At 55.6% G+C, this 26,969-nt stretch carries 22 protein-coding genes and 1 pseudogene; 13 read left to right on the top strand and 10 right to left on the bottom strand.

Going from position 1 to position 26,969, the window contains the following annotated elements:
* Positions 1–6 precede the first annotated feature (6 nt).
* From sapA to WFO64_RS14710, 7 genes are all read left to right on the top strand, one after another.
* Positions 7–1,629 (top strand): ABC transporter substrate-binding protein SapA, encoded by a 1,623-nt coding sequence (sapA, locus tag WFO64_RS14740; protein WP_337012846.1) that lies wholly within the window; start codon positions 7–9, stop codon positions 1,627–1,629.
* Complete coding sequence (gene sapB, locus WFO64_RS14735) at positions 1,630–2,595, top strand: putrescine export ABC transporter permease SapB (protein WP_337012845.1); 966 nt, start codon at positions 1,630–1,632, stop codon at positions 2,593–2,595. It begins immediately after the preceding gene.
* On the top strand, positions 2,582–3,472 hold the full coding sequence (gene sapC / locus WFO64_RS14730) for a putrescine export ABC transporter permease SapC (RefSeq protein WP_337012844.1): 891 nt from the start codon (positions 2,582–2,584) through the stop codon (positions 3,470–3,472). The genes sapB and sapC overlap by 14 nt, the downstream gene beginning before the upstream one ends.
* The gene (sapD, locus tag WFO64_RS14725) at positions 3,473–4,468 is read left to right on the top strand and encodes a putrescine export ABC transporter ATP-binding protein SapD (RefSeq protein ID WP_337012843.1); all 996 of its coding nucleotides are present in this window, start codon (positions 3,473–3,475) and stop codon (positions 4,466–4,468) included.
* A 1-nt stretch (position 4,469) separates the two neighbouring features.
* Positions 4,470–5,273, top strand: coding sequence for a putrescine export ABC transporter ATP-binding protein SapF (sapF, locus tag WFO64_RS14720; protein WP_337012842.1), 804 nt, complete (start codon positions 4,470–4,472; stop codon positions 5,271–5,273).
* A gap of 141 nt (positions 5,274–5,414) precedes the next feature.
* The gene (fabI, locus tag WFO64_RS14715; protein WP_010244547.1) at positions 5,415–6,203 is read left to right on the top strand and encodes an enoyl-ACP reductase FabI; all 789 of its coding nucleotides are present in this window, start codon (positions 5,415–5,417) and stop codon (positions 6,201–6,203) included.
* A gap of 216 nt (positions 6,204–6,419) precedes the next feature.
* Positions 6,420–7,532, top strand: coding sequence for a CMD domain-containing protein (locus WFO64_RS14710; protein WP_337012841.1), 1,113 nt, complete (start codon positions 6,420–6,422; stop codon positions 7,530–7,532).
* Between the two features lie 5 nt (positions 7,533–7,537).
* On the opposite strand, the gene WFO64_RS14705 is transcribed toward WFO64_RS14710, so the two are convergent.
* From WFO64_RS14705 to WFO64_RS14695, 3 genes are all read right to left on the bottom strand, one after another.
* Positions 7,538–8,434, bottom strand: a complete 897-nt coding sequence (locus WFO64_RS14705) for a LysR family transcriptional regulator (protein WP_337012871.1) — start codon at positions 8,432–8,434, stop codon at positions 7,538–7,540.
* A gap of 192 nt (positions 8,435–8,626) precedes the next feature.
* Complete coding sequence (locus tag WFO64_RS14700; RefSeq protein WP_337012840.1) at positions 8,627–9,358, bottom strand: YoaK family protein; 732 nt, start codon at positions 9,356–9,358, stop codon at positions 8,627–8,629.
* A gap of 368 nt (positions 9,359–9,726) precedes the next feature.
* Entirely contained in the window at positions 9,727–11,313 is a 1,587-nt protein-coding gene (locus tag WFO64_RS14695; protein WP_337012839.1) for a PTS transporter subunit EIIC, read from the bottom strand.
* A 261-nt stretch (positions 11,314–11,574) separates the two neighbouring features.
* Between WFO64_RS14695 and WFO64_RS14690 the strand changes: the two genes are divergently transcribed.
* From WFO64_RS14690 to pdeR, 5 genes are all read left to right on the top strand, one after another.
* Positions 11,575–13,878: an FdhF/YdeP family oxidoreductase gene (locus tag WFO64_RS14690; protein WP_337012838.1), complete on the top strand. Its 2,304-nt coding sequence runs from the start codon at positions 11,575–11,577 to the stop codon at positions 13,876–13,878.
* A 111-nt stretch (positions 13,879–13,989) separates the two neighbouring features.
* The gene (locus tag WFO64_RS14685; protein ID WP_337012837.1) at positions 13,990–15,924 is read left to right on the top strand and encodes an exoribonuclease II; all 1,935 of its coding nucleotides are present in this window, start codon (positions 13,990–13,992) and stop codon (positions 15,922–15,924) included.
* Positions 15,925–16,124: 200 nt separating this feature from the next.
* Entirely contained in the window at positions 16,125–18,194 is a 2,070-nt protein-coding gene (locus WFO64_RS14680) for a carbon starvation CstA family protein (RefSeq protein ID WP_337012836.1), read from the top strand.
* Positions 18,187–18,477, top strand: coding sequence for a YbdD/YjiX family protein (locus WFO64_RS14675; RefSeq protein WP_337012835.1), 291 nt, complete (start codon positions 18,187–18,189; stop codon positions 18,475–18,477). Before WFO64_RS14680 ends, WFO64_RS14675 begins: the two co-directional genes overlap by 8 nt.
* A 159-nt stretch (positions 18,478–18,636) precedes the next feature.
* Positions 18,637–20,622, top strand: coding sequence for a cyclic di-GMP phosphodiesterase (pdeR, locus tag WFO64_RS14670; protein ID WP_337012834.1), 1,986 nt, complete (start codon positions 18,637–18,639; stop codon positions 20,620–20,622).
* Positions 20,623–20,634: 12 nt separating this feature from the next.
* On the opposite strand, the gene WFO64_RS14665 is transcribed toward pdeR, so the two are convergent.
* The 3 genes and pseudogenes from WFO64_RS14665 to araD all read right to left on the bottom strand — a co-directional run bounded on the left by WFO64_RS14665 (position 20,635) and on the right by araD (position 23,543).
* A complete protein-coding gene (locus WFO64_RS14665; RefSeq protein WP_337012833.1) occupies positions 20,635–21,501 on the bottom strand; it encodes a crotonase/enoyl-CoA hydratase family protein in 867 nt (288 codons plus the stop codon).
* A 144-nt stretch (positions 21,502–21,645) separates the two neighbouring features.
* Positions 21,646–22,630, bottom strand: a pseudogene (gene kdgT / locus WFO64_RS14660) (2-keto-3-deoxygluconate transporter).
* 214 nt (positions 22,631–22,844) lie between these two features.
* Positions 22,845–23,543, bottom strand: a complete 699-nt coding sequence (araD, locus tag WFO64_RS14655; RefSeq protein WP_337012832.1) for an L-ribulose-5-phosphate 4-epimerase — start codon at positions 23,541–23,543, stop codon at positions 22,845–22,847.
* A gap of 347 nt (positions 23,544–23,890) precedes the next feature.
* On the opposite strand from araD, the gene osmB reads away from it, so the two are divergent.
* Positions 23,891–24,106 (top strand): osmotically-inducible lipoprotein OsmB, encoded by a 216-nt coding sequence (gene osmB / locus WFO64_RS14650; RefSeq protein ID WP_003853848.1) that lies wholly within the window; start codon positions 23,891–23,893, stop codon positions 24,104–24,106.
* A gap of 75 nt (positions 24,107–24,181) precedes the next feature.
* On the opposite strand, the gene yciH is transcribed toward osmB, so the two are convergent.
* The 4 genes from yciH to WFO64_RS14630 form a co-directional block, all read right to left on the bottom strand.
* Positions 24,182–24,505, bottom strand: a complete 324-nt coding sequence (gene yciH, locus WFO64_RS14645) for a stress response translation initiation inhibitor YciH (RefSeq protein WP_337012831.1) — start codon at positions 24,503–24,505, stop codon at positions 24,182–24,184.
* A complete protein-coding gene (gene pyrF, locus WFO64_RS14640) occupies positions 24,505–25,224 on the bottom strand; it encodes an orotidine-5'-phosphate decarboxylase (protein WP_337012830.1) in 720 nt (239 codons plus the stop codon). The genes yciH and pyrF overlap by 1 nt, the downstream gene beginning before the upstream one ends.
* A gap of 198 nt (positions 25,225–25,422) precedes the next feature.
* Positions 25,423–26,592 (bottom strand): lipopolysaccharide assembly protein LapB, encoded by a 1,170-nt coding sequence (gene lapB, locus WFO64_RS14635; RefSeq protein ID WP_337012829.1) that lies wholly within the window; start codon positions 26,590–26,592, stop codon positions 25,423–25,425.
* 6 nt (positions 26,593–26,598) lie between these two features.
* Positions 26,599–26,907 carry a LapA family protein gene (locus tag WFO64_RS14630; RefSeq protein ID WP_010244487.1) on the bottom strand — a complete coding sequence of 103 codons (309 nt, stop codon included), beginning with the start codon at positions 26,905–26,907 and terminating at the stop codon, positions 26,599–26,601.
* Positions 26,908–26,969: the final 62 nt, after the last annotated feature.

The raw sequence follows: 26,969 nt of genomic DNA, 5'->3' as shown, positions 1-26,969 counted from the left end.
AGTTCTATGTCAAAACTACTATGTTCGCTATTGTTCAGCCTCAGCGTGTTGAGTCTCCCTGCGTGGTCAGCGCCTGCCGGTGATATACGCCAGACCGGCTTTGTCTATTGCGTCAGTGGCACGCTGAATACGTTTAATCCGCAGATGGCCAGCAGCGGGCTGACTGTCGATACGCTGGCGGCACAACTTTATGACCGCCTGTTGGATGTCGATCCTTACACCTATCGTCTCAAGCCCGATCTGGCGTCCAGCTGGGAAGTGCGCGATAACGGCGCAACGTATCGCTTTCATCTGCGCAGCGGCGTGCAGTTTCAGCAGACTAACCAGTTCCGCCCGACCCGCACGCTGAACGCCGACGATGTCGTGTTTAGTTTCGCGCGGATGTTTGACCGTAATCACCCCTGGCATAAGGTCAACGGTGGCGCCTATCCCTACTTTGATAGCCTGCAATTTGCCGATTCGGTGCAGAGCGTGAAGAAAATCGACAACAGTACGGTCGAGTTCAGGCTTAACAGCCCGGATGCGTCGTTCCTGTGGCACATGGCGACCCACTATGCACCCGTGCTGTCGAAAGAGTATGCCGACCAGCTGACCGCTCAGGGCCGCCAGGAAGAGATGGATCGGCAGCCGGTCGGCACCGGTCCTTATCAACTTAGCGAATACCGCACCGGTCAGTACATCCGTCTGGCGCGTAATCCTCATTACTGGAAAGGGGTGCCGCGTCTGCAACAGGCGGTGATCGATCTCGGGTCCGGCGGCACCGGGCGGCTCTCCAAGCTTTTGACCGGTGAATGCGACGTGCTAGCCTACCCCGCTGCCAGCCAGCTCAGCATCCTGCGCGATGACCCGCGCCTGCGGATGACGCTGCGTCCCGGCATGAATATCGCCTACCTGGCTTTTAATACTCGCAAGCCGCCGCTCGACCGTCCTGAGGTGCGTCACGCGCTGGCGCTGGCAATCAACAATGAGCGGTTGATGGAGTCGATCTATTACGGCACCGCCGAAACGGCCGCCTCAATATTACCACGCGCCTCCTGGGCTTATGATAATGATGCACACATTACCGGCTACGATCCGGAGAAGTCACGGAGCGCGCTGGCGGCTCTGGGCATCAGCGATCTGCATCTGCGGCTGGTGGTGCCGGCCGCGTCGCAGTCCTGGAATCCCAGCCCGCTGAAAACCGCCGAACTGTTGCAGGCGGATTTGGCTCAGGTTGGCGTCCGGCTGACGATTGTGCCGGTAGAGGGCCGTTTTCAGGAAGCGCAGCTGATGGCAATGAATCATGATCTGACACTGTCTGGCTGGGCCACGGACAGTAACGATCCAGACAGTTTCTTCCGGCCGCTGCTCAGCTGCGCGGCGATTCGCTCGCAGACCAATTACGCGCACTGGTGCTCTCCGGCCTTTGACGAAACGCTGCAAAATGCCCTGTTATCACAGCAACTTTCTGGCCGCATCGACAGTTATGATAAAGCGCAGCAGGTTCTGGCGCAGGCGTTGCCGGTGCTGCCGCTGGCATCCTCTTTGCGGCTGCAGGCGTTTCGTCATGATATTAAAGGACTGGTGCTGAGTCCGTTTGGCAACGCCTCATTTGCCGGGGTTTATCGTGAAAGCGATAAGGAAAAGTAAGTGATTATCTATATTTTGCGGCGTCTGCTGCTGCTGGTCATTACCTTGTTTCTGCTGTCGCTGGTCAGCTTCAGCCTAAGTTACTTTACCCCTAACGCCCCGCTGGAAGGTGCTGCGCTCTCCGACGCCTGGTGGTTCTGGTTCAAAGGGATGCTGCAGTTTGATTTTGGTGTCTCCAGCACCAACGGTCAGGAGATTGGCCTGCAACTGCGCGAGGTTTTCCCGGCTACCATGGAGCTGTGCATTATGGCATTTATGTTCGCGCTGATAGTGGGGATCCCGCTGGGGATCTGTGCCGGTGTGATGCGCAACAAATGGCAGGATAAAACGATCAGTGCGCTGGCGCTGATCGGCTTCTCTGCGCCAATTTTCTGGCTGGCGCTGCTGCTAACGCTGTTCTTCTCACTCACCCTGGGCTGGCTGCCGGTGTCAGGGCGTCACGACCTGCTCTATCCGGTACAGAACATCTCAGGATTTGCGCTCATTGACGCCTGGCTGAGTCCTTCACCGTGGCGTCATGAGATGATAATCAGCGCCCTGACCCACCTGATTTTACCGGTGCTGGTGCTGGCGATGGCTCCGACAACGGAAGTGATTCGCCTACTGCGTAACAGCACCAGCGACGTGATGGACAAAAATTATGTCAAAGCGGCCGCTACGCGCGGTCTGTCGCGTTTTACGGTGATCCGCCGTCACGTGCTGCATAACGCGCTGCCACCGGTCATCCCGCGTCTGGGCCTGCAATTTTCCACCATGCTTACGCTGGCGATGATTACCGAGATGGTCTTTAACTGGCCTGGTCTGGGGCGCTGGCTGATCAATGCGATTCGGCAGCAGGATTATGCTGCGATCTCCGCCGGTGTGATGGTGATTGGCGGGCTGGTGATTCTGGTTAATGTCATTTCTGACGTGATTGGTGCGACAATGAATCCGCTGAAACATAAGGAATGGTATGCCCTCCGATAATATCTACGCCGAAAAACGCCTGCCCAGCGCGTTTCGTCAGAGCTGGCATCATTTCTATGGCAACCCGATTTCAATGGTCGGGCTGTATGGCTTTGGCGCGCTGCTGCTACTCTGTCTGTTTGGCGGTCTGATAGCGCCTTACGGTATCGACCAGCAGTTCCTGGGCTATCAGCTGCTGCCGCCATCCTGGTCGCGTTACGGCGATGTCTCATTTTTTCTGGGTACCGACGACCTGGGCCGGGATGTGCTGAGCCGCCTGCTGAGCGGTGCAGGCCCGACGGTGGGTTCAGCGATTCTGGTGACATTGTTCGCCACGCTGGGCGCGCTGGTGCTGGGCGTAATGGCGGGCATGACGCACGGCATACGTTCGGCGGTGATGAACCACGTGCTGGATACCCTGCTCTCTCTTCCGTCGTTGTTACTGGCGATTATCGTGGTGGCGTTTCTCGGGCCGCGACTGGAGCACGCGCTGCTGGCGGTCTGGCTGGCACTGATGCCACGTCTGGTACGCGAAATATACAGTGGCGTGCATGATGAGCTGGAAAAAGAGTATGTGGTGGCGGCACGTCTGGACGGTGCCAGAGGACGGAATATCCTGCTCTACGCCATTTTGCCTAACATTTTACCGTTGTTGATCACCGAAATTACCCGTGCACTGTCAATGGCGATTCTGGATATTGCCGCACTCGGCTTTCTCGACCTAGGCGCGCAGCTGCCTTCACCGGAATGGGGAGCGATGCTGGGCGATTCGCTGGAACTGATCTACGTCGCTCCCTGGACCGTTATGCTGCCCGGTGTGGCGCTGATGGTCAGCGTATTGATTGTGAACCTGCTCGGTGACGGCATCCGTCGCGCCGTCGAAGCGGGAGTGGAATAAATGCCGTTACTCGATATCCGTAATTTGACCATTGAATTTATGACCGCTGACGGACCGGTCAAGGCGGTCGATCGCGTCAATCTGACGCTGGGCGAAGGCGAAATCCGTGGCCTTGTCGGTGAGTCCGGCTCCGGTAAGAGTCTGGTTGCAAAGGCTATCTGCGGCGTGACTAACGATAACTGGCGAGTCACCGCCGATCGCATGGTGTTTGATGATGTGGACCTGTTGCGCCTGTCGCCGCGCGAACGCCGCCGCATTATCGGACATAATGTCTCAATGATTTTTCAGGAGCCACAGTCCTGTCTGGATCCCTCTGAAAGCATCGGTCGTCAACTGATGCAGGTGATCCCGCGCTGGACCTACAAAGGTCCGTGGATAAAACGCTTCTGGTTCTGGCGCAAAACCCGCGCCATCGAACTGCTTCATCGCGTCGGCATCAAAGATCACAAAGACATCATGCGCAGCTTCCCCTATGAGCTAACTGAGGGCGAATGCCAGAAAGTGATGATCGCCATTGCCCTGGCGAACCAGCCACGACTGCTGATTGCCGATGAGCCGACTAACGCTATGGAGCCGACCACGCAGGCGCAGATTTTTCGCCTGCTAAGCCGTCTAAACCAGAATAACAACACCACCATTCTGCTGATCAGTCATGACCTACGCACCATGAGCCAGTGGGCGGACCGTATCAACGTGATGTACTGCGGTCAGACCGTGGAAACCGCCCAGAGCGAAGATTTAATGAGTACGCCGCATCATCCTTATACGCAGGCGCTAATTAGGGCAATGCCCGATTTTGGTCGCGCCCTGCCGCACAAAAGCCGTCTCAATACCCTGTCAGGGGCGATCCCGTCGCTGGAGAGTCTGCCAATTGGCTGTCGTCTGGGGCCACGCTGCCCCTATGCACAGCGCAAATGTATTGAAACACCACGACTCACCGGCAGTAAAAGCCATCTCTACGCCTGTCATTTCCCGTTAAATATGGAGGGCCAGTAGCGTGGAGACCCTGCTGGAAGTGCGCAATCTGAGTAAAACCTTTCGCTATCGCACGGGCCTGTTCCGCCGTCAGCACGTTGAGGCGGTTAAGTCGGTGAGCTTTACCCTGCGTGAGAAACAGACGCTGGCGATTATCGGCGAAAATGGCTCCGGCAAGTCAACGCTGGCGAAGATGCTGAGCGGTATGGTCGCGCCCACTGAAGGTGAGATTCTGATTGACGATCATCCGCTGACCTTCGGGGATTATGGCTATCGCAGTCAGCGCATCCGCATGATTTTCCAGGATCCCTCAACCTCACTAAACCCCCGTCAGCGCATCAGTCAGATCCTGGAGTTCCCGCTGCGGCTCAATACCGATCTCAACGCGGAGGATCGCGAAAAACGCATTATCGCCACCCTGCGTCAGGTGGGATTACTGCGCGATCACGCCGGCTACTATCCGCACATGCTGGCACCCGGTCAGAAGCAGCGTCTGGGTCTGGCCCGCGCGTTGATCCTGCAACCCAAAGTGATTGTGGCCGATGAAGCGCTGGCCTCGCTGGATATGACGATGCGGTCCCAGCTGGTAAATCTGATGCTGGAGCTGCAGGAGAAACACGGGATCGCTTACATTTATGTTACCCAGCATTTAGGAATGATGAAGCACATCAGCGATAAAGTGCTGGTGATGCATCAGGGTGAAGTGGTCGAGCGTGGCGGTACCGCGGATGTGCTGGCCTCCCCGCTGCACGATCTGACCCGGCGGCTGATCAGCAGCCACTTTGGCGAAGCGTTGAGTGCCGAAGCCTGGCGGCGCGAGCGCTGATTTTTGCTGCATATCGCGGAAATTGCGGGCCGATTTACCTGATTTATGAGAGACGTGCTAGAATCCGCACGTCGATTAACGTCGGTCGCTTACTATTTAACCCTGCGGCCGCCAACTACCATGACCATAAGGATTACAGCTATGGGTTTTCTTTCCGGTAAGCGCATTCTGATTACTGGCGTTGCCAGTAAACTTTCCATCGCCTACGGTATTGCACAGGCGATGCACAAACAGGGCGCCGAACTGGCTTTCACCTACCAGAACGACAAGTTAAAAGGTCGTGTGGAAGAGTTTGCCAAAGATTTGGGTTCAGACATCGTGCTGCCATGTGACGTAGCCGAAGATGAGAGCATCAAATCTCTGTTCACTGAACTGGCAAAAACCTGGCCGAAATTTGACGGTTTTGTTCACTCTATCGGTTTCGCTCCCGGCGAGCAGCTGGTTGGCGACTACGTAAACGCGGTTACGCGTGAAGGCTTTAAAATCGCGCATGACATCAGCGCTTACAGCTTCGTCGCGATGGCCAAAGAGTGCCGCGAAATGCTGAATCCCCACTCTGCACTGCTGACCCTCTCTTACCTGGGTGCTGAGCGCGCAATCCCGAACTACAACGTGATGGGTCTGGCAAAAGCGTCGCTGGAAGCAAACGTACGTTACATGGCAAATGCCATGGGCCCGGAAGGCGTGCGTGTTAACGCCGTTTCTGCCGGTCCAATCCGTACCCTGGCCGCATCAGGCATCAAAGATTTCCGTAAGATGCTGGCTCATTGCGAAGCGGTTACCCCGATTCGCCGCACCGTAACCATCGAAGATGTCGGTAACTCCGCCGCATTCCTCTGCTCTGACCTGGCTGGCGGCATCACCGGTGAAGTGGTACACGTTGATGGTGGCTTCAGCATCGCCGCAATGAACGAACTGGAACTGAAATAAGTTCTGCAAGGGCGAGCCTGCCTCGCCCTTCTCTTTCCCCCGCCTGGCTCTTCCTGCCTGATTTTGTTGCCGTTATACCGTAACGCTATTAATTATCACCGATCAATCTTTTGCCCCGGACTGGCCATCAGCGACGATAAGCCTGCCCTTCGGTTTATGCACATTTTAAGATTCTGTCGCCTGCATGCCGAACCCGATTTTGCAAAAGGATTGATCATGGAACAACGCCGCTTTCCGGGCCATAACCACTGGTTTTACGAGAGCCAGACCAGTCCACGAACTTCTCAGGCCGCGCCGCTCGTGCCAGAGGCCGCCCTTATTGATGACCGTTTTTTACTGGGATGCCACACCGATAACGCCAGGATGCAGTCACTGCTGCGTACCCATCAGCCCGCCCTGCTGGCAGCACGCGATCTGGCACAGCGGCTGTTTCCCGATCGCGTGGTGACGTCGCTCACCCACACCTTAACGCTTTACGATCGCCTCAGCACCGCGCTGACCGTGGCCCAGGTGACGGGTGTGCAGCGGTTGTGTAATCACTACTCTGCCCGCCTTAATCCGTTGCCCGGACCTGACTCCTCGCGTGAGAGTAATAATCGCCTGACCCAGATTACGCAGTATGCACGCCAGCTGGCGATGCAGCCTGAGCTGATCAACGCCAGTGCGATCACCGCCCTGGATGCAGTTGGCCTGACCGAACCCGATATTGTGACGCTGAATCAGCTGATCGGCTTTGTCAGTTATCAGGCGCGGGTCGTCGCCGGATTGCAGGCGCTGCAGGCGCAGCCGGTACGCTGGCTGCCCGGCAGCACCGCACCACCCGATGCTGAGGCCACGGGTTTTGACCAGCCAGCCTGCTGGCAGCCGGTGCTGAAGCCGCTGGAGTTGCGTTATGCCAGTGCTGAGCAACTCGCTGCAATTACCCGCTGTCAGTCTCTGCCAGGGATGCAGGAAGCGGTATGGCTGCTGGCACACGATCCTTCGGCACTTTATGGTTGGGCGCAACTGCGTCAGCATCTCATTCAGGACAACACACTGGCCGAGGCGACCGCCAGCCGACTCCTGGGCAGCCGCTGGGCATTCAGGCTGCTGGCCGGGAATAAAATCTTAATTGATAGTGTGGATGACGCAGGATCTGAAGGTGAAGAGCAGCAGATTATTGCACTGGCGGCGCAGCTGACCCGTTCGCCTGAACGTTTCAGCGCGGCCCATCTGCAACCGCTGATGGAGACGGGATGGGAGGCTGATGCGCTGTTCGCACTGATTCAGAGTGTCGCAATAGGTAACTGGAACAGCCGCCTGTTTTACGCACTGGGCGAGGCGCAGTAGCCGGTCTATACCGGCAGCAAACCGCGAGCTTCATCAAAAAAGTGTTGTGCCAGCGGTGTGGCTCGGACAGGTTCCGCTATCACCAGCGCCGCCTGGCGTGCCATCGGCGGCAGCGTAATGGCACGCTGCTGCAGCCCCTGTAATGACGCGGGCAGCAGATGGCCAACCGGCGACACCAGCAGACCCAGTCCGACCTGTGCGCACTGCATCAGCTGCATAACAGAGGCGCTCTCCACGATCACCCGAGGCAACAGCGCCGCCTCGCGAAAAGCCATATCGAGGTAGCGCCGGAAATAGCGCGTTGGTTCTGCCAGGCAGAGCGGCTGTTGTGCCACTTCATCAAGGGTCAGCGGGGTGTCGCCCACCAGCTCAGGGAAATGGCCGGGATGGAATACGGCTTCCACGCCCCGGTCTGCCAGTATTTCGGTCTGAAAATGGAGTTCCCTCAGGCTCGCTATCTCGAAGAAACCGATCCCGACATCGACGGTGTGGCTGTTGAGCGCTTCCAGCAACTGGTCAGCACTGAGTACCGCAATCCGATAGTCGAGCTGGGGATAACGCGCCTGCACCGCTTTCAGCAGTAGCGGCAGTGCCATGCTGCATTGCGGCACCACGCCCACCCGTAGCGTGCCGTTTACCCCATGTTTCAGCGATTCGACTTCCAGCTTTAGCCCCTGATAGACCGATACGATTTCACGCGCCCACGCCAGCACGCGATCGCCCTCTGGCGTAAATCCGGCAAAGTTATTGCTGCGGTTAATCAGCGACAGACCGAGTTCGCGCTCCAGATTTTTCAGGCGCATGGAGAGTGTCGGCTGTGTAACAAAACTGGCTTCCGCGGCTCGCCCGAAATGGCGTTCACGTTCCAGGTTACACAAATAAATGAGTTGTTTAATGTCGATTTTAATTATCCATCAGCAGGTTGAAGGCTGTTCGCGTCACTGTCTCACTGACAGTGATCAACCAGAGTATAAAGCTGAATGTTACCCTGCGCTGGCTTTGATGTTTTAACAGCAGGGTTCATTTTCGCAGGCGGAATGCTTAAATCAGGGCTACGCATAGCCCTGATTTAAGCAGGAGAAGGTAGGGCGACATTAATTCATTGCATCCTCTGGTTTTATGGGCTTAGCGAATATAGCATTCAGCGCCAGGCAGATTAACGCGAACCCAACTGGCAACAGGAAATCGTAGCTAAGTAACCTGTAAAGCCCGATTCCGGCAATCCCCCCTGCCAGGAAAGATAACAACGTCAGACAGTGCAGTCGCAGCCGGCTTAGATAGAGCGGAGCTTCTTTCGGTGACATTTTGCGCCGCACTATTTCAAACAGCATCGCCAGTTCAATACCGATATCTGTCGCCGTACCGGAGATATGGGTGGTGCGAACGCGGGCATTGGAGATTCGCGTCACCACCGCATTTTGCAGCCCCATCAAAAAGCTCAGACTCATGATTAGCACCACGCCGGGCGACAGCGGCGGAAAATGATTCTCAATCACCCCCAGTCCAATTAGCGCTGCGCCCTCAGTCAGGATGACAAATGCATAAATGGTACGGATATTCCTGCGGTGCCCGGCATTAATGGTCAGCGTTGAAAAAATCGAGCCCGCGATAAAAAGAATGACAATCGACAGAAAAAACAGTCCAGGCGCCAGATTCGCTTTTGCCAGATGATCTGACAACAGCGAGACATTTCCGGTCATGTTGGCTGAAAAAAAACCGACGATCTCAAATGCTGCGGTATTCAGCGCCCCTGCGGCAGCGGCAAGCGTGCAGGCCAGTCGGGTATCAGCGCTGTTGCTGCGGGCACTTTCCGTGCTGATTAGCATGACCACCCCATCTTCATTGCAAAACCTTATAATCCGCTGATTAACCCTAAGCCACAAGGCGCTTAAAACGCACCCTTCTCTGACGCGCTATGCTCGGCACCGCCCCCCCCAGGACTCTGTGCTGCATAGAATCAGCATCAGGGGGAAGGTGAAGATAATCAGGTTGGATTTTTTTAACAACATCGCGGTGTTCCAAAAACAAGGGTAGTAGTCGCTTTATCGGCAGAAACGTGCGGCCCATTAGGCGCTGAACTTTTCAGTTACAATAAGCGGTAGAGCAGCAGGCTGAATCCTACAGGAAACTGCCGTTAATCGCCCAGAGGTATCGGACGGTTAACGGTAGTGAGGGAACCTGAACCACACTGCTGCTAGGCGACCCCCAGCGCCCTTTTCACCTCGTTGGCGATCTTCTCAACCTGCGGGCCGTAGATTACCTGAATGTCGTGCTCGCTGACGCGATTAATCCCGTTGGCACCGGTGCTCATCAGCGTCTGATCGACCACCTGATTCATCGCTTTGACGCGCACCCGCAACCGGGTAAAGCAGCAATCGACATCTTCGATGTTGGGCTGCCCACCCAGCCCGCTAATAATGACCTGGGTCCGCTCATCCGCAGCGACCTGTTGCGGTTTCTCATCCTCCGATTCCCGACCCGGCGTTTCTACATTCATCCGGGTGATCACCAGCCGGAAAGCGTAGTAGTAGATCGGTGCATAGATCACGCCCAGTGCCAGCGTCCACCACCAGTGAGTTTTGGCCCCGCCCAGCATGCCAAATACCACCAGGTCGATAACACCGCCCTGCACGTTGCCAATCATCAGATGCAGCATTGACATCAACATAAACGACAGGCCGGTGAGAAAAGCGTGCAGCAGATAGAGTACGGGCGAGACGAAGATAAAACAGAACTCCAGCGGTTCGGTAATGCCGGTGGTAAAGGAGGTCAGCGCACCCGCCATGACCAGCGCTTTGACCCGCTGTTTATGTTCGGGTCGGGCGGTGTGATAAATCGCCAGCGCCGCGGCGGGCAGACCGAACATCATGACCGGAATCTTGCCCTGCGCCAGAAACTGCGTGGCGGTGCGCAGCGTCTCATCCGGGATGGTTCCCGGATGGGTCAGCGACGCGTTGAAGATGTTCAGCGCGCCGACAACAGTCTGACCATCGACCACCGCTATGCCGCCAATGGGCGTAAAGCGTACCGTTTCGTTGAGGATGTGATGCAGGCCAGTGGGGATCAGGATGCGCTCAAAAGCCCCCAGCAGGAAAGCCCCATACTGGCCGCTTTTACCAATCATCTGTCCAATCCAGGCGATACCGTCGCCAATGGTCGGCCAGACCAGCGCCAGCAACACCCCAATCAGCGGCAGACAGACTACGGTCACGATCGGCACAAAACGCCGTCCGCCAAAGAAGCTGATCGCCATGGGGAGTTGCTGCGTATAAAAGCGATTGTGCAGCGCCACCGTTACCAGCCCGGCAATCACCCCGCCCAGCACGCTCATGTTGTAGGTAAAGACACCCAGCATATTGATATATTCAGCCGAGGTCATCATAGCAGTGGTCTGATCCATTCCCGCCTGCTGCAGAGCTACCGGTGTGGTCGTGGTGGCCGTGATCCCTTTGGCCGCCAGGATAGCGCTGATGCCGACGTTCATTACGATGTAGCCAATTACCGCGGCAAAGGCAGCAGTGGGTTTTTCCGCTTTGGCCAATCCGATGGCAGTCGCCACGGCAAATAAGACCGGCAGATTAGCAAACAGCGCCCCTGCGACCTTGCGAATAAAACCAATGATTAATTGCGGCACCTGCATTTGCGCAAAGGCATCGCCGGTTACCGCCGGGTTCTGCATCGCCGCCGCCAGCCCAAGAAAAATACCTGCAGCAGCAATGACCGAGATTGGCATCATCAACGCTTTGCCAAATGCATGGATCTGGCTGGTCAGCTGTTTCATAGAATCGTGCCCTCTCTGGACGTGAACAGCAAGTATTAGCCTGTTGTGAGGAGAACTCCCGTTATCAGCTGGTTAAAAGCGAGTAAAATCTGACCAGCATCACATTTCTGGCTGAGGCGCGATAAACGCCAGCTATTGCACTATTAAGTCAATCAATTAGACAAGGTGTGAGGATAACTGCAAACTTCCTTTCACCATCAGGTTAAAACCTGATAACAAACGCCAAACAATAACGCCTACTATAAAAAGCCTGCACTCAATATGAAATTTAAACGCCAAATCAAACCCTATCGCGCGGCTGCGGGCGGCTGGGGTTCACTGGAAGCCACCACGCGTTTCGTTCTTGACAGCAAAGCGGCCCTGAAAAATATGCGCAACCTGATGCGCATGAACAAAGCACGCGGTTTTGACTGTCCGGGCTGCGCCTGGGGTGATGACAATAAAAGTACGTTTAGTTTCTGCGAAAACGGCGCCAAAGCGGTGACCTGGGAAGCGACGCGCCGGATGGTCGACACTGACTTTTTCGCCCGCCACAGCGTGACCACGCTCTATACCCAGAGTGACTATTTCCTGGAGTATCAGGGGCGTCTGACTCACCCGCTGCGCTACAACGCGGAAACTGACCACTATGAGCCTATCAGCTGGGATGAGGCGTTTGCGCTAATCGCGCAGCATATCAAGGCGATGGACCATCCGAACCAGATGGAGCTCTACACCTCTGGTCGCGCCAGCAATGAAGCCTCCTGGCTCTATCAGCTGTTTGGCCGTCTGATGGGCACTAATAACTTCCCAGACTGCTCCAATATGTGCCATGAAGCCAGCGGCACCGGTCTGAAGCGCAGCATTGGCGTTGGTAAAGGCACCATTCGTCTGGATGATTTCGACCACGCAGATGCGATCTTTGTTTTCGGTCAGAATCCTGGCACTAACCATCCGCGTATGCTGCACAGCCTGCGTCATGCCGCTGACCACGGTGCGAAAATCGTCACCTTTAACACCCTGCGCGAGCGCGGTCTGGAACGATTTGCCGATCCGCAAAAACCACTGGAAGTGGTGACGTCCAAAGCGGGCAACATCAGTTCCTCCTACTACCAGCCAAACCTGGGCGGTGATATGGCGGCGGTGCGCGGCATGGTGAAATCTCTGCTGGAAACCCACCGTGCGCGGCTGGCGGCTGGTGAAAGTGGCCTGTTTGATCAGACGTTTATCAATGCCAAAACCCAGGGCATTGAGGTCTACCTCGATGCCGTGGATAACACCAGCTGGTTGCAGATTGTGGCGCAGTCGGGCTTGACTCAGGCACAGATCCGCGAAGCCGCGGCCATCTACCAGAGCGCTGACCGGGTGATCTGCACCTGGGCAATGGGCATCACTCAGCACAAGCACTCGGTGGATACGGTGCGTGAGATCACCAACCTGCAACTGCTATTTGGTCAGTTGGGCAAGAAAGGCGCAGGCCTCTGCCCGGTTCGCGGTCACAGCAACGTGCAGGGCAACCGCACCATGGGCATTGATGAGAAACCGGCTAAAGCATTCCTGGATGCGCTGGGTGATCATTTCAATTTCGAGCCACCGCGTGCGCCGGGTCACAACACGGTTGAAGCGCTTAACGCCATGCTGCGTGATGAAGTCAAAGTGCTGATTGCACTGGGTGGCAACCTTGCGGCGGCCGCGCCCGATTCACCGCGCACCGAAGAGGCGTTATCACGCTGTGGTCTGACCGTGCATATCAGCACCAAACTGAACCGCAGCCATCTGGTGCCGGGTCACGAAGGGCTGATTCTACCGACGCTGGGTCGCACCGAGCGCGATCTGCAGGCAACCGGCAACCAGTTTATTACCGTGGAAGACTCTTTCAGCATGGTTCACGCCTCTGAAGGGATCGGTATTCCGCTGGCGGAGACGCAGCGTTCTGAAACCGCGATTGTCGCCGGTATCGCCCAGGCGGTGCTGGGTGATGAAAAAGTGAAATGGCGCGAGCTGGCAGGCGATTACAACCTGATCCGTGAGCACATCGCCGCGACGATTCCGGGCTTTGCCGACTTCAACGCGAAATGCGATATCCCTGGCGGTTTCTATCTGGGCAATGCGGCAGCGGAATTGCGCTTTACTACTCCGAGCCAGAAAGCGGAGTTTAATGCGTCAGCGCTGCCGACGTCACTGTTCCCTCATCTTGATCAGGACGTGCCATTTACCCTGCAGACGCTGCGTTCACACGACCAGTACAACACCACGATTTATGGCCTCGATGACCGTTACCGTGGCGTGTTTGGTCAGCGTGAAGTGGTGTTCATCAACCCGGATGATATGGCAGACCTCGGCTTCACCGAAGGTCAGAATGTCGATATCGAAACGCTGTGGAATGATGGCATTACCCGTCGCGTCAGCGGATTTAAACTGGTTCCCTATAATATTCCGCGCGGTAATCTGGCGGCCTATTACCCGGAAACCAACCCGCTGGTACCGCTGAACAGCTTTGGTGATGACAGTGGTACACCGACCTCTAAATCAGTGCCGGTGAAGCTGGAACTCTCTGAGGCGCTGGCCGATAAGCGCATCGCCTGACCGCCCTTCCGCTCCCCTTAAAAAGCCGGTTCGCCCGGCTTTTTGCCTTGCCGCGCGGCGGCGATTCGCGTAAAACTGTCAGCCGCAATCAGGCCACGAAGCGTAAAAATTATGTTCCAGGATAACCCGCTGCTCGCGCAGCTTAAAGAGAAACTCCATTCACAAACACCACGTGCTGAAGGCGTTGTTAAAGGCACCGAAAAAGGCTTCGGCTTTCTGGAAGTCGATGCGCAAAAAAGTTACTTTATCCCGCCACCGCAGATGAAGAAAGTGATGCATGGCGATCGTATCGTTGCCGTGATCCACAGCGATAAAGATCGCGAAAGCGCTGAGCCGGAAACCCTGGTTGAGCCGTTCCTGAGCCGCTTTGTAGGCCGGGTGCAGAAGAAAGACGATCGTCTGTCGATTGTGCCGGATCATCCCCTGCTTAAAGAGGCCATCCCGTGTCGCCCTGCGCGCGATGTCAGCCATAAATTTGAGAATGGCGACTGGGCAGTGGCGGAAATGCGTCGCCATCCGTTGAAAGGCGATCGCGGCTTTTATGCCGAACTCACCGATTTTATTGTCAAAGCTGATGACCATCTGGCGCCGTGGTGGGTGACGCTGTCGCGTCATAACCTGGAGCGTGAAGCGCCCGATGTCAGCTTTGGCGAGATGCAGGATGAAAATCTGACGCGTGAAGATCTGACCGCACTGGATTTCGTCACTATCGACAGCGCCAGCACCCAGGATATGGATGATGCGCTGTTTGCGGAAGCGCAGAACGATGGCGCCGTGCGTTTGACCATCGCTATCGCCGATCCTACCGCCTATGTTCCGGAAGGCAGTCAGCTCGATAAAGTGGCGGCGCAGCGTGCGTTTACTAACTACCTGCCGGGCTTTAACATCCCGATGCTGCCGCGCGAACTCTCTGATGATGTCTGCTCACTGCGTCCGAATGTGCGCCGTCCGGCGCTGGTCTGCCGCGTGACCGTAGCCGCCGATGGCAGCTTAGGTGATGATGTCGAGTTCTTTGCTGCCTGGATCGAATCCAAAGCCAAGCTGGCTTATGACGACGTCTCTGACTGGCTGGAAAACACCGGCGCATGGCAGCCAGAAAGCGAGGCGATTGCTGAACAGATTCGCCTGCTGCATCGCCTCTGCCTGGCGCGCGGCGAGTGGCGTCAGACCCACGCGCTGGTGTTTAAAGATCGTCCTGATTACCGCTTCCTGCTGGGTGAGAAAGGTGAAGTGCTGGAGATTGTGGCTGAACCCCGCCGCATCGCTAACCGCATCGTCGAAGAATCAATGATTCTGGCGAACGTCTGCGCCGCAAAAGTGCTGCGTGACCGCCTCGGCTTTGGTATCTACAACGTCCATGCCGGTTTCGATACCACCAATGCTGAACAGGCTGCCGCTGTGCTGGCCAACCACGGTATTACGGTAGATGCGCAGGCGATCACTACGCTGGAAGGTTTCCGCGTGCTGCGCCGTGAGCTGGATGCCCAGCCGACCCAGTTCCTCGACAGCCGGATCCGTCGTTTCCAGACCTTTGCGGAGATCACTACCGAGCCTGGCCCGCACTTTGGCCTGGGCCTGGAAGCCTACGCCACCTGGACTTCACCGATTCGTAAGTTTGGCGACATGATCAACCATCGTCTGCTGAAAGCGATTATTCGTGGTGAACCGATCGCCCGTCCGGATGATGCGCTGACGGTGACGATGAGTGAGCGCCGCCGCCTGAACCGGATGGCAGAACGGGATGTTGGCGACTGGCTCTACGCCCGTTATCTGACGCCGTTTGCGGCCACCGACCGTCGCTTCAGTGCCGAAATTATCGACGTATCGCGCGGTGGCATGCGTGTCCGCTTGCTGGAGTTTGGCGCGGTCGCCTTTATCCCGGCTCCCTTCATTCACGCGGTGCGTGATGAGCTGGTCTGCAGCCAGGAAAATGGCAGCGTACAGATCAAAGGCGAAGTGGTTTACCGGGTGACCGATGTGATTGATGTCACCATCGCCGAAGTCCGCATGGAAACCCGCAGCGTCGTGGCGCGTCCCGCCGTCTGAGCACAGGTTTTCTGAGCAGTCAATTTGGCGGGATAACATCAGTTATCCCGCCCGTACCCGCCTCGCGCGCGTTGCAAAAAAGTTAAATTTGTACCCCGCTTCACACTTCTCCACTGATTAACTTTCACTTACATTCCATTACATTAAGTTTAACTCGTTGTTTTCGATCGCCTTCCCTCGGTCTCTACAAGGAGTTAGTCATGAAAAACGTCAAAACCAGTGCGATCTGGTTAGTGGTGGCGTTAATCGGCGCAGGCGCTTTCGCCATGCTGGCCCTCAGCCGCGGCGAACACGTCAACGCAGTCTGGCTGGTAATAGCCGCTGTCGCCTGTTACAGCATCGCTTATCGCTTCTACAGCCTGTTTATCGCCCGCAATATTTTCGAACTGGACGATCGCCGGATGACGCCAGCCGAACGACTGGGCGACGGGCTTGATTATGTCCCGACCAACAAATGGGTGCTGTTTGGCCACCACTTCGCGGCCATTGCGGGTGCCGGCCCGTTGGTCGGACCGATTCTGGCGGCGCAGATGGGCTTTCTGCCGGGCACCCTCTGGATTCTGGTCGGGGTGATGCTGGCGGGTGCGGTACAGGATTTCCTGATCCTGTTTATCTCCACCCGCCGTGATGGTCGCTCGTTGGGCGAGATGGCGCGGCAGGAGCTGGGCGCGTTTGCCGGTGTGGTGACCATGCTCGGTGCCCTGGGCGTGATGATCATTATCTTGTCGGCACTGGCGCTGGTGGTGGTGAAAGCGCTGGCGAACAGTCCCTGGGGTCTGTTTACCCTCGCGGCCACCATTCCTATTGCGCTGTTTATGGGCGTCTACATGCGCTTTATCCGGCCAGGCAAAATCGCGGAAGTTTCACTGATTGGCTTTGTGCTGATGATGGCAGCGATTATCTATGGCGGTGACGTAGCCCTTCATCCTTACTGGGGCCCCTTCTTTACCCTGAAAGGCACTTCATTGACCTGGGTGCTGGTGATCTATGGTTTTATTGCCTCAGTCCTGCCGGTCTGGTTGCTGCTGGCTCCGCGTGACTACCTGTCAACCTTTCTGAAAATCGGCGTGATTGTCGGTCTGGCAGTCGGCATCGTTTTCGCCATGCCGGAGATGAAAATGCCGGCAGTGACTAAATTCATCGACGGCACCGGACCGGTCTTTTCCGGCGCGATGTTTCCGTTCTTGTTTATTACCATTGCCTGCGGTGCTATCTCCGGCTTCCATGCGCTGGTCTCCAGCGGCACGACGCCAAAACTGATTGAGCGGGAAAGTCATATCCGCTTTATTGGCTATGGCGCGATGCTGATGGAGTCATTTGTGGCGATCATGGCGCTGATTTGCGCCTCGGTGCTGGATCCGGGCGTCTACTTTGCCATGAATTCACCCGCGGCGCTGATTGGCACTACCGTTGAAAGTGCCTCTCAGGTGATCAACAGTTGGGGCTTTGTCGTCACGCCAGAAATGCTGAGCGGCATCGCCCGTGATGTGGGTGAAGGCTCGATTCTGTCGCGTGCAGGCGGCGCGCCAACCTTCGCAGTAGGGATGGCCCACATCATTACTGAAATCTTTAGCAGCCGGGCGATGATGGCGTTCTGGTACCACTTCGCCATTCTGTTTGAAGCGCTGTTCATCCTGACGGCGGTCGATGCCGGTACCCGCGCCTGCCGTTTTATGGTGCAGGATCTGGTGGGAACCGTAGTGCCCTCTATGGCGAATAACCGCTCGTGGCTGGGCAATATGGCGGGCACCACCGTCGCGGTCGCGGGTTGGGGCTTTTTTGTCTATCAGGGCGTGGTCGATCCGCTGGGTGGGATTAACACCCTGTGGCCCCTGTTTGGTATCGGTAACCAGATGCTGGCGTCAATGGCGCTGATCCTCGGCACCGTGGTGCTGTTCAAAATGAAAAAACAGCGTTACGCCTGGGTGACAATCCTGCCCACCGTCTGGCTGTTTATCACCTCGATGACCGCAGGCTGGCAGAAAATCTTCCATGAAAAACCGTCAATCGGTTTCCTGGCGCAGGCCAGTAAGTTCCGCAAAGGGCTGGATGAAGGCATGATCATCGCCCCGGCAAAAAGCGTGGCAGATATGCAGACTATCGTCTTTAGTAATCAGATAAACGCAGCGCTGTGCGCCTTCTTTATGCTGGTCGCGATAACGATGCTGATCTCCGCGTTCTTTGTCATTCGACGGGCGCTGCGCAGTGATCTTCCTACCACGCATGAGTCGGCTGTGGCGCTGCGCAACAAGGAGGTACGTCATGTTTAATGCTGTTCATCAGGCCCACCGTCCGCAGGGAGAATGGCAGATTATCCGCTGTGACCTGGCACCCTCCTCGCAGCCCCGGCCATTTAGCTGGCGGGGATTCTGGCGCGGCTTGCAACAGTGCTTTCGTTTAATGGTCGGAGTGCAGGATTATCAACGCTATCTGCAGCATATGCGACTGCATCATCCCGATCAGCTGCCGATGAATGAGCGTGATTTCCACCGTTACTGCCTGGACGCCCGCTTCCCCAGCCAGCCAGGTAAACTGGGTAAATGTCCCTGCTGACCGTGCCTGATAGCCCCGCAGAACCGGGGCTTTTTTGTGCCATTCTTATCTGGATGGGAAAATATATTTGGTTTGCATCTTGTACTGGCGTCAGATGATGAATACTGTTGCTAAAATAATGAGATAACGCCTGCAGAGCACTTCCCGGAGGAAGTTTCCATGACCGATGAACAAGGGCAAACGTTGTTGTACACCCTTTTTGGTACAACCAGCCCTCATTGGCGTCTGACCGCGGACAGCGATGCGTTGCATTTTGCCGAAGATGAGTCGTCACAAACCAATATCGCCCTGCCGTTGACCCCCGGCCAAGCCGCAATGATACGCGCGATGCCGGTCATCACCTCGAGCATCAATCTGACCATGACCCTGCAGGGCATTGATGTTCCGATGCATTTTGTCGGACGCAAAGTGAACCAGGCCACCTGGGCAGGAACTGCCTCTGCCTGGGGCGATACCTCAGCGGTCGCCCGCGACTTAACCCTGGGTCTTTCATTCGCCGAACAGGTGGTTTCTGAAGCCAACTCGGTGATTGTGATCCTTGATCAGCGCGGCAATATTCAGCGTTTTAACCGCCTCAGTGAAGAATATACCGGCCTGAATGAGCATGAGGTTATTGGCCGTAACGTATTTCAGCTCTTTATGAACAAACAGGAAGCCTCACAGTCACGACGTAACATTGCGGGCTTCTTCCGGGATGGCAACTCTTATGAGGTCGAGCGCTGGATTAAAACTAAAAAAGGTCAGCGACTGTTTCTGTTCCGTAATAAGTTTGTTCACAGCGGCAGTGGAAAAAATGAAATTTTCCTCATCTGTTCAGGGACAGACATAACCGAAGAGCGACGTGCTCAGGAACGTCTCCGGGTGCTGGCAAACACCGATACGGTGACCGGTTTGCCTAATCGCAACGCCATTCATCAACAGATTAGCCTGGCGCTGGAGCGCTCTGAGGGCGATGAGACCGGCGTGGTCTATCTCGATCTCGATAATTTCAAAAAAGTGAACGATGCCTACGGCCATATGTTTGGCGATCAATTACTGCAAGCGGTATCACTGGCGATCCTTAGCTGCCTGGGTAAAGATCAGACTTTGGGCCGACTGGGCGGGGATGAGTTTGTGGTACTGGCCGAGCACACTAGCCAGGCCGCGCTGGAGGCAATGTCCTCCCGTATTCTTGAGCGCCTTCGTCAGCCCTTTCGTATCGGACTAATCGAAGTTTACAGCGGTTGCTCTATCGGCATCGCGTTTGCGCCACTGCATGGCGAAGACCGCGAGAGCCTGATTCGTAACGCGGATACCGCGATGTATCACGCCAAAGAGAATGGGCGCGGCAAGTTCTGCGTCTTTGCTGCCGAGATGAACCAGCGGGTCTTTGAATACCTGTGGCTGGACACCAATCTTCGCAAGGCGCTGGAGTTGGATCATCTGCTGGTCTATTACCAGCCGAAAATCGACAGCGATGGTCAGGTCCGAAGCGCCGAAGCCCTGGTGCGCTGGAACTCACCGGAACGGGGCCTGGTCTCTCCCGCTGATTTCATTCCCTATGCCGAAGAGTCGGGGCTGATCGTGCCGCTGGGACGCTGGGTAATGCTCAACGTGCTGAAGCAGATTATCGCCTGGCGTCAGCAGGGAATATTTTTGCGCGTCGCCGTCAACGTTTCAGCACGACAGTTGATTGATCAAAGCATTTATACCGATCTGAAACAGGCATTGCATGAGGCGAATATCACTGACTGCCCTATCGATATTGAACTCACCGAAAGCTGCCTGATTGAGAATGAAAACGAAGCGCTGAAGCTGATGAAGCAGTTTCAGCAGCTTGGCGCACAGGTTCATCTGGATGATTTTGGCACCGGTTACTCCTCGCTTTCTCAGCTGGCACGCGTGCCGATCAATGCCATCAAGCTCGATCAAAGTTTTATCCGGGATATTAACAAGCAGCCGGTTTCACAATCGCTGGTGCGTGCGATTGTCGCCGTTGCCAAGGCGCTTGATTTGCAGGTGATTGCAGAGGGTATTGAGACCCCGGACGAAGAAAAATTTGTCCTTAAAAGTGGTGTCGATGGGCGTCAGGGCTATTACTACGCAAAACCAATGCCCGCGGAACAATTTGGACATTGGCTGGCTAAGCATCCTGCCCACGTTTAACGCTGGTTAAAATTAACCCGCTTTACGCAATGATGCGCTGTGACGGTTTTGTAACTGGACCAGTCGTTCCATGTAAGCAATATCTTTGGGTTCGATAGTAAAGGCGTAATCAACCCAATCTTCAGTGATATCCATCAGCTCAGCGCGTGACAATTGCAGCACGCGCTGACGCGCTTTGAGCATAGCCCGCACGCCATTGAGTTTAGGACGTAACGTGTCGATAAAGGTGCGTGTAGCGCGGTAGCTGTCGCCTGGCTGGAAGACTTTATCCACCAGTCCGCGTGTCTCATACCATTCTGCACTGTGGGACTCCCCTTCACAGATCAACTCCTCTGCCAGTTTCATGCCGGAACGACGCGCCACCAGCGAGTAGCCACCCATGCCGGGGAAGAGATTAAAGGCAATTTCCGGGAAGCCCATCCGCGCATTGTTCTGCGCCAGAATGAAGTGATGCGCCAGCGCAGCTTCGAATCCGCCGCCTAACGCACTGCCCTCAATCATTGCCAGCGTCACCGCGCCGGTATCAAAACCCCGTGCTGCTGAATGGATGCAATCCACGCAGGCTCGGGCATAGGCTCGCAGCGCCTCACGACGGTTGTTGCGAATGCACTCAACGAAGAAGCGCAGATCGCCGCCAGCGTTAAACATCTGCGGCACCAGTGATCCGGTGACCCAGAAGTCGATCGGCAAACCGGAACGCTGAGCGGCGTAGCTCAGATTCATGATCTCCTCAATCAGTTCATGGTTGAAACTCGGACGGGGCTGCGCACGCAACATCATCCACAGGGTACGGCGCCCTTCTTCGTAATAGGCGACTAACTGTGTGGTGTTGCCGACTTCGGTAAATAATCTGCACGTTGCTTGGTTAATCACTGTCATTGTCTCATCCTCTGTTTATATTTGATGCGTTTAATACGCCACATCAGCGTAATCCAGAGTGAGGCCAGACCAAATGAGAGATTGATTTACAACACAAAATCCAGAGAGATCCCCGACTCACGCGTCCGGGATTGATTAGACGGGTTACTTAATAGCAACACGCTGTCCAACGGCAACATGAAGACGCTTAACGCGTTTTGAATTAATGGCTGTGATGATCGGCACCAGCACGGAGGTCACAATAACGGCAGTCGCAACCAGCGCGGTGGCCGCAGGGACAACCGATTTAAACTGTGGCAGCATCCCGGCAATCAGCACCGGTGTTGCCCCCGCTGCGCCTGCCGTACTGGATGCGGCCACGCCAGCCGTCCCGTCCCCGCCGCCCATCAGCCGATCGGCCAGAATCAGTGGGATACCGGTTATGAGGATTACCGACACACCCAGCATAATGCCCAGCAGTCCGCTTTCCGCAATGACTCCCAGATTAAGGGGGTTATCAAGAGCAAAGGCGAAGAAAGGAATCAGCGTGTGTACGGCTTTACCGAAGAACTCACGCAGCTGTGGATCAAGATTCCCTATTGCAAATCCCACAATGAACGGCAGGACCGCGCCGACAAACACATGCGGCTCAAATGAAGCGATACCGGCCGTGCCCAGGATAACCATGGTCATTAATGGCCCGGACTCCAGCGACATCAGCACAAACGCGCCCGCTTCCTTTTTGGAACCATATTGCTGCATGATCGAGGCATAAAGACCGCCATTGGTCATATCCATGGCTGCCACCAGCGCCAGGGTAGATAACCCGGCGAACATCCCCACCTCTACACCATTCTCCGGCATCACCCTTGAGGCGATAGCGGCCACAACCCAGGCCACTGCAATGTTCCTGAGTACCAGCGTGCCCGATTTACGCAGTACCGTACCGGTGGCGCTGAGCTTCATCGACGCGCCCATATAGAAAAAACCAGACGACCAGAATCGGCACCGTGCCGGTCATCAGGCCGTTGGTGAAAGAACCGAAATATTTCCCCGCCCCGAGAGAGAACGTATGGCAAAGTGCGCCGGTAAACAGCGGAATGAGCATCATGCCGCCTGGTATTTTGTCTATTACACGTTTGATATGCATAGGGATGTCACCTTTGCTATGCCAGAGTACGGAGCAGGAATGCCCGAAGGCGATGCAAGCAAGATAGGGACTCAGGGAGAGCAAAACAGTGATCACCTCAATATAATGAAACGCTGTTTTATTTTATGGCAGGTTGTGTTGATAACTATGATGGCGCTCGCCATACCAGTCTCAGATGAGACTAATAAAAAGGGACGCCGTGGCGTCCCGCTCGCTATTTTTGTCCGTACCAGGCATTCTCGCCATGCTTTCGCAGATAGTGCAGGTCAAGCAGTGTCTGGTTAATCGGCGGCAGGTTTGCGTTAAGCTGCTGACTGAACAGACCCATATAAGCCACCTCCTCCAGGACAACGGCGCTGTGCACGGCAGCAGGGGCATCTTTCCCCCAGGCAAACGGGCCATGGGCGTTAACCAGCACTGCCGGGATGGCCAAGGGTGACAACCCACGTTGCGCAAATGTCTCGATAATCACCTCACCGGTGTTCCACTCGTAGTTGTGCTGAATCTCTTCATTGCGCATCGCCCGTGTACAGGGGATCTCACCGTAAAAATCATCGGCGTGGGTGGTTCCCCAGGCCGGAATCGGTCGTCCTGCCTGCGCCCAGATGGCCGCATGCCGCGAATGGGTATGGACAATGCCACCCACGTCTGGCCAGGCAAGATAGAGCGCGCGGTGCGTCGCCGTGTCTGATGAGGGGCGTTTATCCCCTTCCACCACGTCGCCGCTTACCAGATCGACGACGACCATATCGTCGCGCTTCATCACTTCATAGCGCACGCCGGACGGTTTAATCACCAGCAAACCCTGTTCGCGGTCAACAGCGCTGACATTGCCCCAGGTGAAGGTCACCAGGTTGTATTTGGGTAGATCCAGATTCGCTTCCAGAACCTGTTGTTTAAGCTGTTCCAGCATGCCTTTTCTCCAGCTGACAATTGTTCCTGAATTTTGCGGAGTCGGACGCCAAAAAGTTATGGAGCAAATGGCTATAAACGCAGAAGGAATGGCTATGAATGCGGAAATGTGTCGTGATTTCAGAATTTTCTATCTTCGGAATTAACGCAGAATGCTTAGAATTCTCTCAGGCAATGCGTGGACCTGTTGGGTTTGCATTGTGACTCACCTGCTACAAACGGTTTGTCCATGGTGACCCCATTTCGATGCCATCACGGAAGCGGCAATGATGTGGCACAAGCGGGCTGAGGAAATATCGGAGCTATACTAAAAGTGTTGCCTCTGTGAGCACATCAAAGGAGAAGTGTATGACAACAACAATGAAACGAATCACTGCCGTTGTACTGGCGACCACGCTAGCTGTTGCACTGAGCGGCTGTTCTAACTGGTCTAAGCGTGACCGCAATACCGCTATTGGCGCGGGCGCGGGTGCGATTGGAGGTTCAGTATTGACCAATGGCAGCGCACTCGGCACAGTCGGTGGCGCCGCTGTCGGGGGTATTATCGGTCATCAGGTCCACTAAGACCTTATTAAAACAATAATCGGCTACGCTAAGCATATGCGTTACAATCGGGCTATCTGGATAGCCCGATTTTTTTCACCCGCCCGCCAGTTTGACCTTCATACCTTTGGCTTCCAGCAAGCTTTTCAGTAAATCGCGTTTATCCCCCTGAATTTCGATGACGCCCTCTTTCACCGCCCCCCCGCAGCCACACTTTTTTTTCAGTTCAGCCGCCAGCAGCGTCAATGCCGCGTCATCCAGGTCGATGCCGCTGATCAGGCAGACCCCTTTTCCCTTGCGTCCGCTGGTCTGGCGCTGAATACGCACAATACCATCCCCTTTTGGCCGCGCCGTTTTGTGCTCCGGCTGCGTAATGCGCCCGCTTTCGGTTGAATAAACCAGTGGATTATCATTCGCCATTATTGTGTCTCCAGACTGTGCAGGATCGCCTGAAGGGTGGCGGCCGGATCGGCGGATTGGGTGATCGGACGCCCAATAACCATGTAGTCCACGCCTGCCTGCTTCGCCTCCTGGGGTGTCATGATGCGCCGCTGATCGCCTGCATCACTGCCCGCCGGGCGAATCCCCGGCGTAACCAGCGCGAAGTCCTGACCCATAACCTGTTTGAAGCGGACAGCCTCATGCGCGGAACAGACCACACCATCCAGTCCGCACGACTGGGTCAGCTTCGCCAGTCGCTCTGCCTGTTCAGCAGGTGAAAGCGTAATGCCTAGCTCTTTAAGGTCATCTGCATCCATGCTGGTCAGTACGGTCACTGCAATCAGCAGAGGCGCATCTTTACCAAAGGATAGCAGCGCCTCACGCGCCGCGTTCATCATCCGCGCCCCGCCGCTGGCATGGACGTTAACCATCCAGACACCCAGATCGGCTGCAGCAGCCACTGCATGGGCGGTGGTGTTCGGAATATCGTGGAATTTAAGATCGAGGAAGAGCTGAAAGCCGCGCTGCTGCAGGGTTTTTACCAGCGAAGGTCCAAACAGCGTAAACATCTCTTTGCCCACTTTAAGGCGGCAACTGCGGGGATCGATCTGGTCAACGAAACGCAAAGCGCTGTCGAGATCATGATAATCCAGCGCTACCAGAATCGGCGAAGCGGTCACGTTGTGGGGTGAAGGCATGGCATTTCCTCTGCAGTAGGCACCCGCAGGCGCAATAGACAAACGGCAAGCATTCTACCTGCGGTGTCTGGCCATCACAATCGCCATTGTCCCTCTGCCTGGCAGTTTATGCACAGTTGTTGAGTGACGGAATCTTGATGTTTAATTAGCATGTTGTAACTATAATAAACTATACTTTATGTTTCTTTGATGGCCCGGTTACTGACCGTCGAGACCCCGGATGGGTTTAACAGAAGACCAGGTGCGGCAGGATGGGCAGTGCCAGTATAGTGCGTGGGCGGTAAAGCCACATTTCTGGCAGCGATAGCGCGGCTTGGTGCGGATCTGTTCGCCGACCATGTCGCGCAGTACCATCAGGCTCTCTTTGGCCCGGCCATCTTCCGCTTCATGCAGATTTAAATCCATCAGGCGATGGAACACCCGCATCGTGGGATGGCGCTCCAGCTGACGACTGATGTAGTTCTGCGCCGCTTCTGCTCCCTGCTGCTGTTCCAGGATGTCAGCGAGATAGAGTTCCGCTGCCGCACCGGTGTTCTCTTCCACACAACGCTGCAAAAACGCTGACCAGGCATCAAGCTGATGAAGCCGCTGAAAACAGGTCTCCAGCATGCCCAGCGTTTCACTCACCAGCTCTTTATCCTGATCCAGTACCCGCTGCAGATGACCCACCGCTTTGGCGAAGTCCTCTTTTTCCATCAGAATACGGCCCATCATGATAGAGATACGTGCGCTGTTACGATCGGCCGCCTCCCCTTTCTTCAGCAGGCTCATTGCACGATCCAGATCGTCGCTGCTCATCGCCTGCAGTGCCAGTTCGCAGTAGAAGTGGGCAATTTCGCCTTTCTGCTTCTCTTTGCCGAGCTTAACCAGCCGTTCTGCTACCTCTATCGCCTGCTGCCAGTCGCTGGTTGCCTGGTGGATCAGCAGCAGTTGCTGCAGCGCACCCACCCGAAAGTCAGTTTCATCGGTAAGCTGCTTAAACATATCTTCAGCGCGGTCATATAAGCCCGCCGCCATATAGTCGCGGCCCAACTGCTGTACGGCGAGCAGGCGCTGATCGTAGCTCAGGGAAGCGCTTTCCATTAAAGCCTGATGGATACGAATGGCGCGGTCGACCTCCCCGCGCGATCGAAACAGATTACCTAACGTCAGGTGCGCTTCAACGGTGCCACTGTCCTCTTTCAGCATATCAAGGAAAAGGTCGACTGCTTTGTCCTGCTGGTTCGAGAGCAGAAAGTTTACACCAGCGACATATTCACGTGACAATCGGTTGGCTTCCTGTTGCTTATCCTGATGCGCGCTGCGGCGGCCCATATACCAGCCATACGCAGCCGCTACCGGCAGTAACAGAAACAGCAATTCATGCATCGGGGGTTATTCCCGGCCAGCCGGAGAAGATGGCGTGGTTGCCAGGGCAGTACTCTGCTCGATTTGGGTCTGCATACGTTTAATTTTCCGGTTGGCATTCGCCAGAGATACGCGGGTGCGCAACCAGAACAGACCGCAGATAATCCAGCCAAGCACGAAACCTGCACCAAACAGTGATGCCAGTAAGGTCGAGATGCTGAACTCACCCTGCGCCAGCAGATAGTTAAAAGTAATGACCTGATCGTTATGTGCGCCTAATGTGACGGAAATAATGAAAATGACCAGTACCACTAAAAAAATCAGCAAATATTTCACAGTGCATCCTGTTGTGAGGTTGTCGGGTAGAATTATGCCAAAACTCCTGCAAAAATGCTGCT

The organism is Pantoea sp. AS142, from assembly GCF_037152305.1.
Classification (GTDB): Bacteria; Pseudomonadota; Gammaproteobacteria; order Enterobacterales; family Enterobacteriaceae; genus Pantoea.
This window is presented reverse-complemented; position numbering and strand designations above follow the sequence as displayed.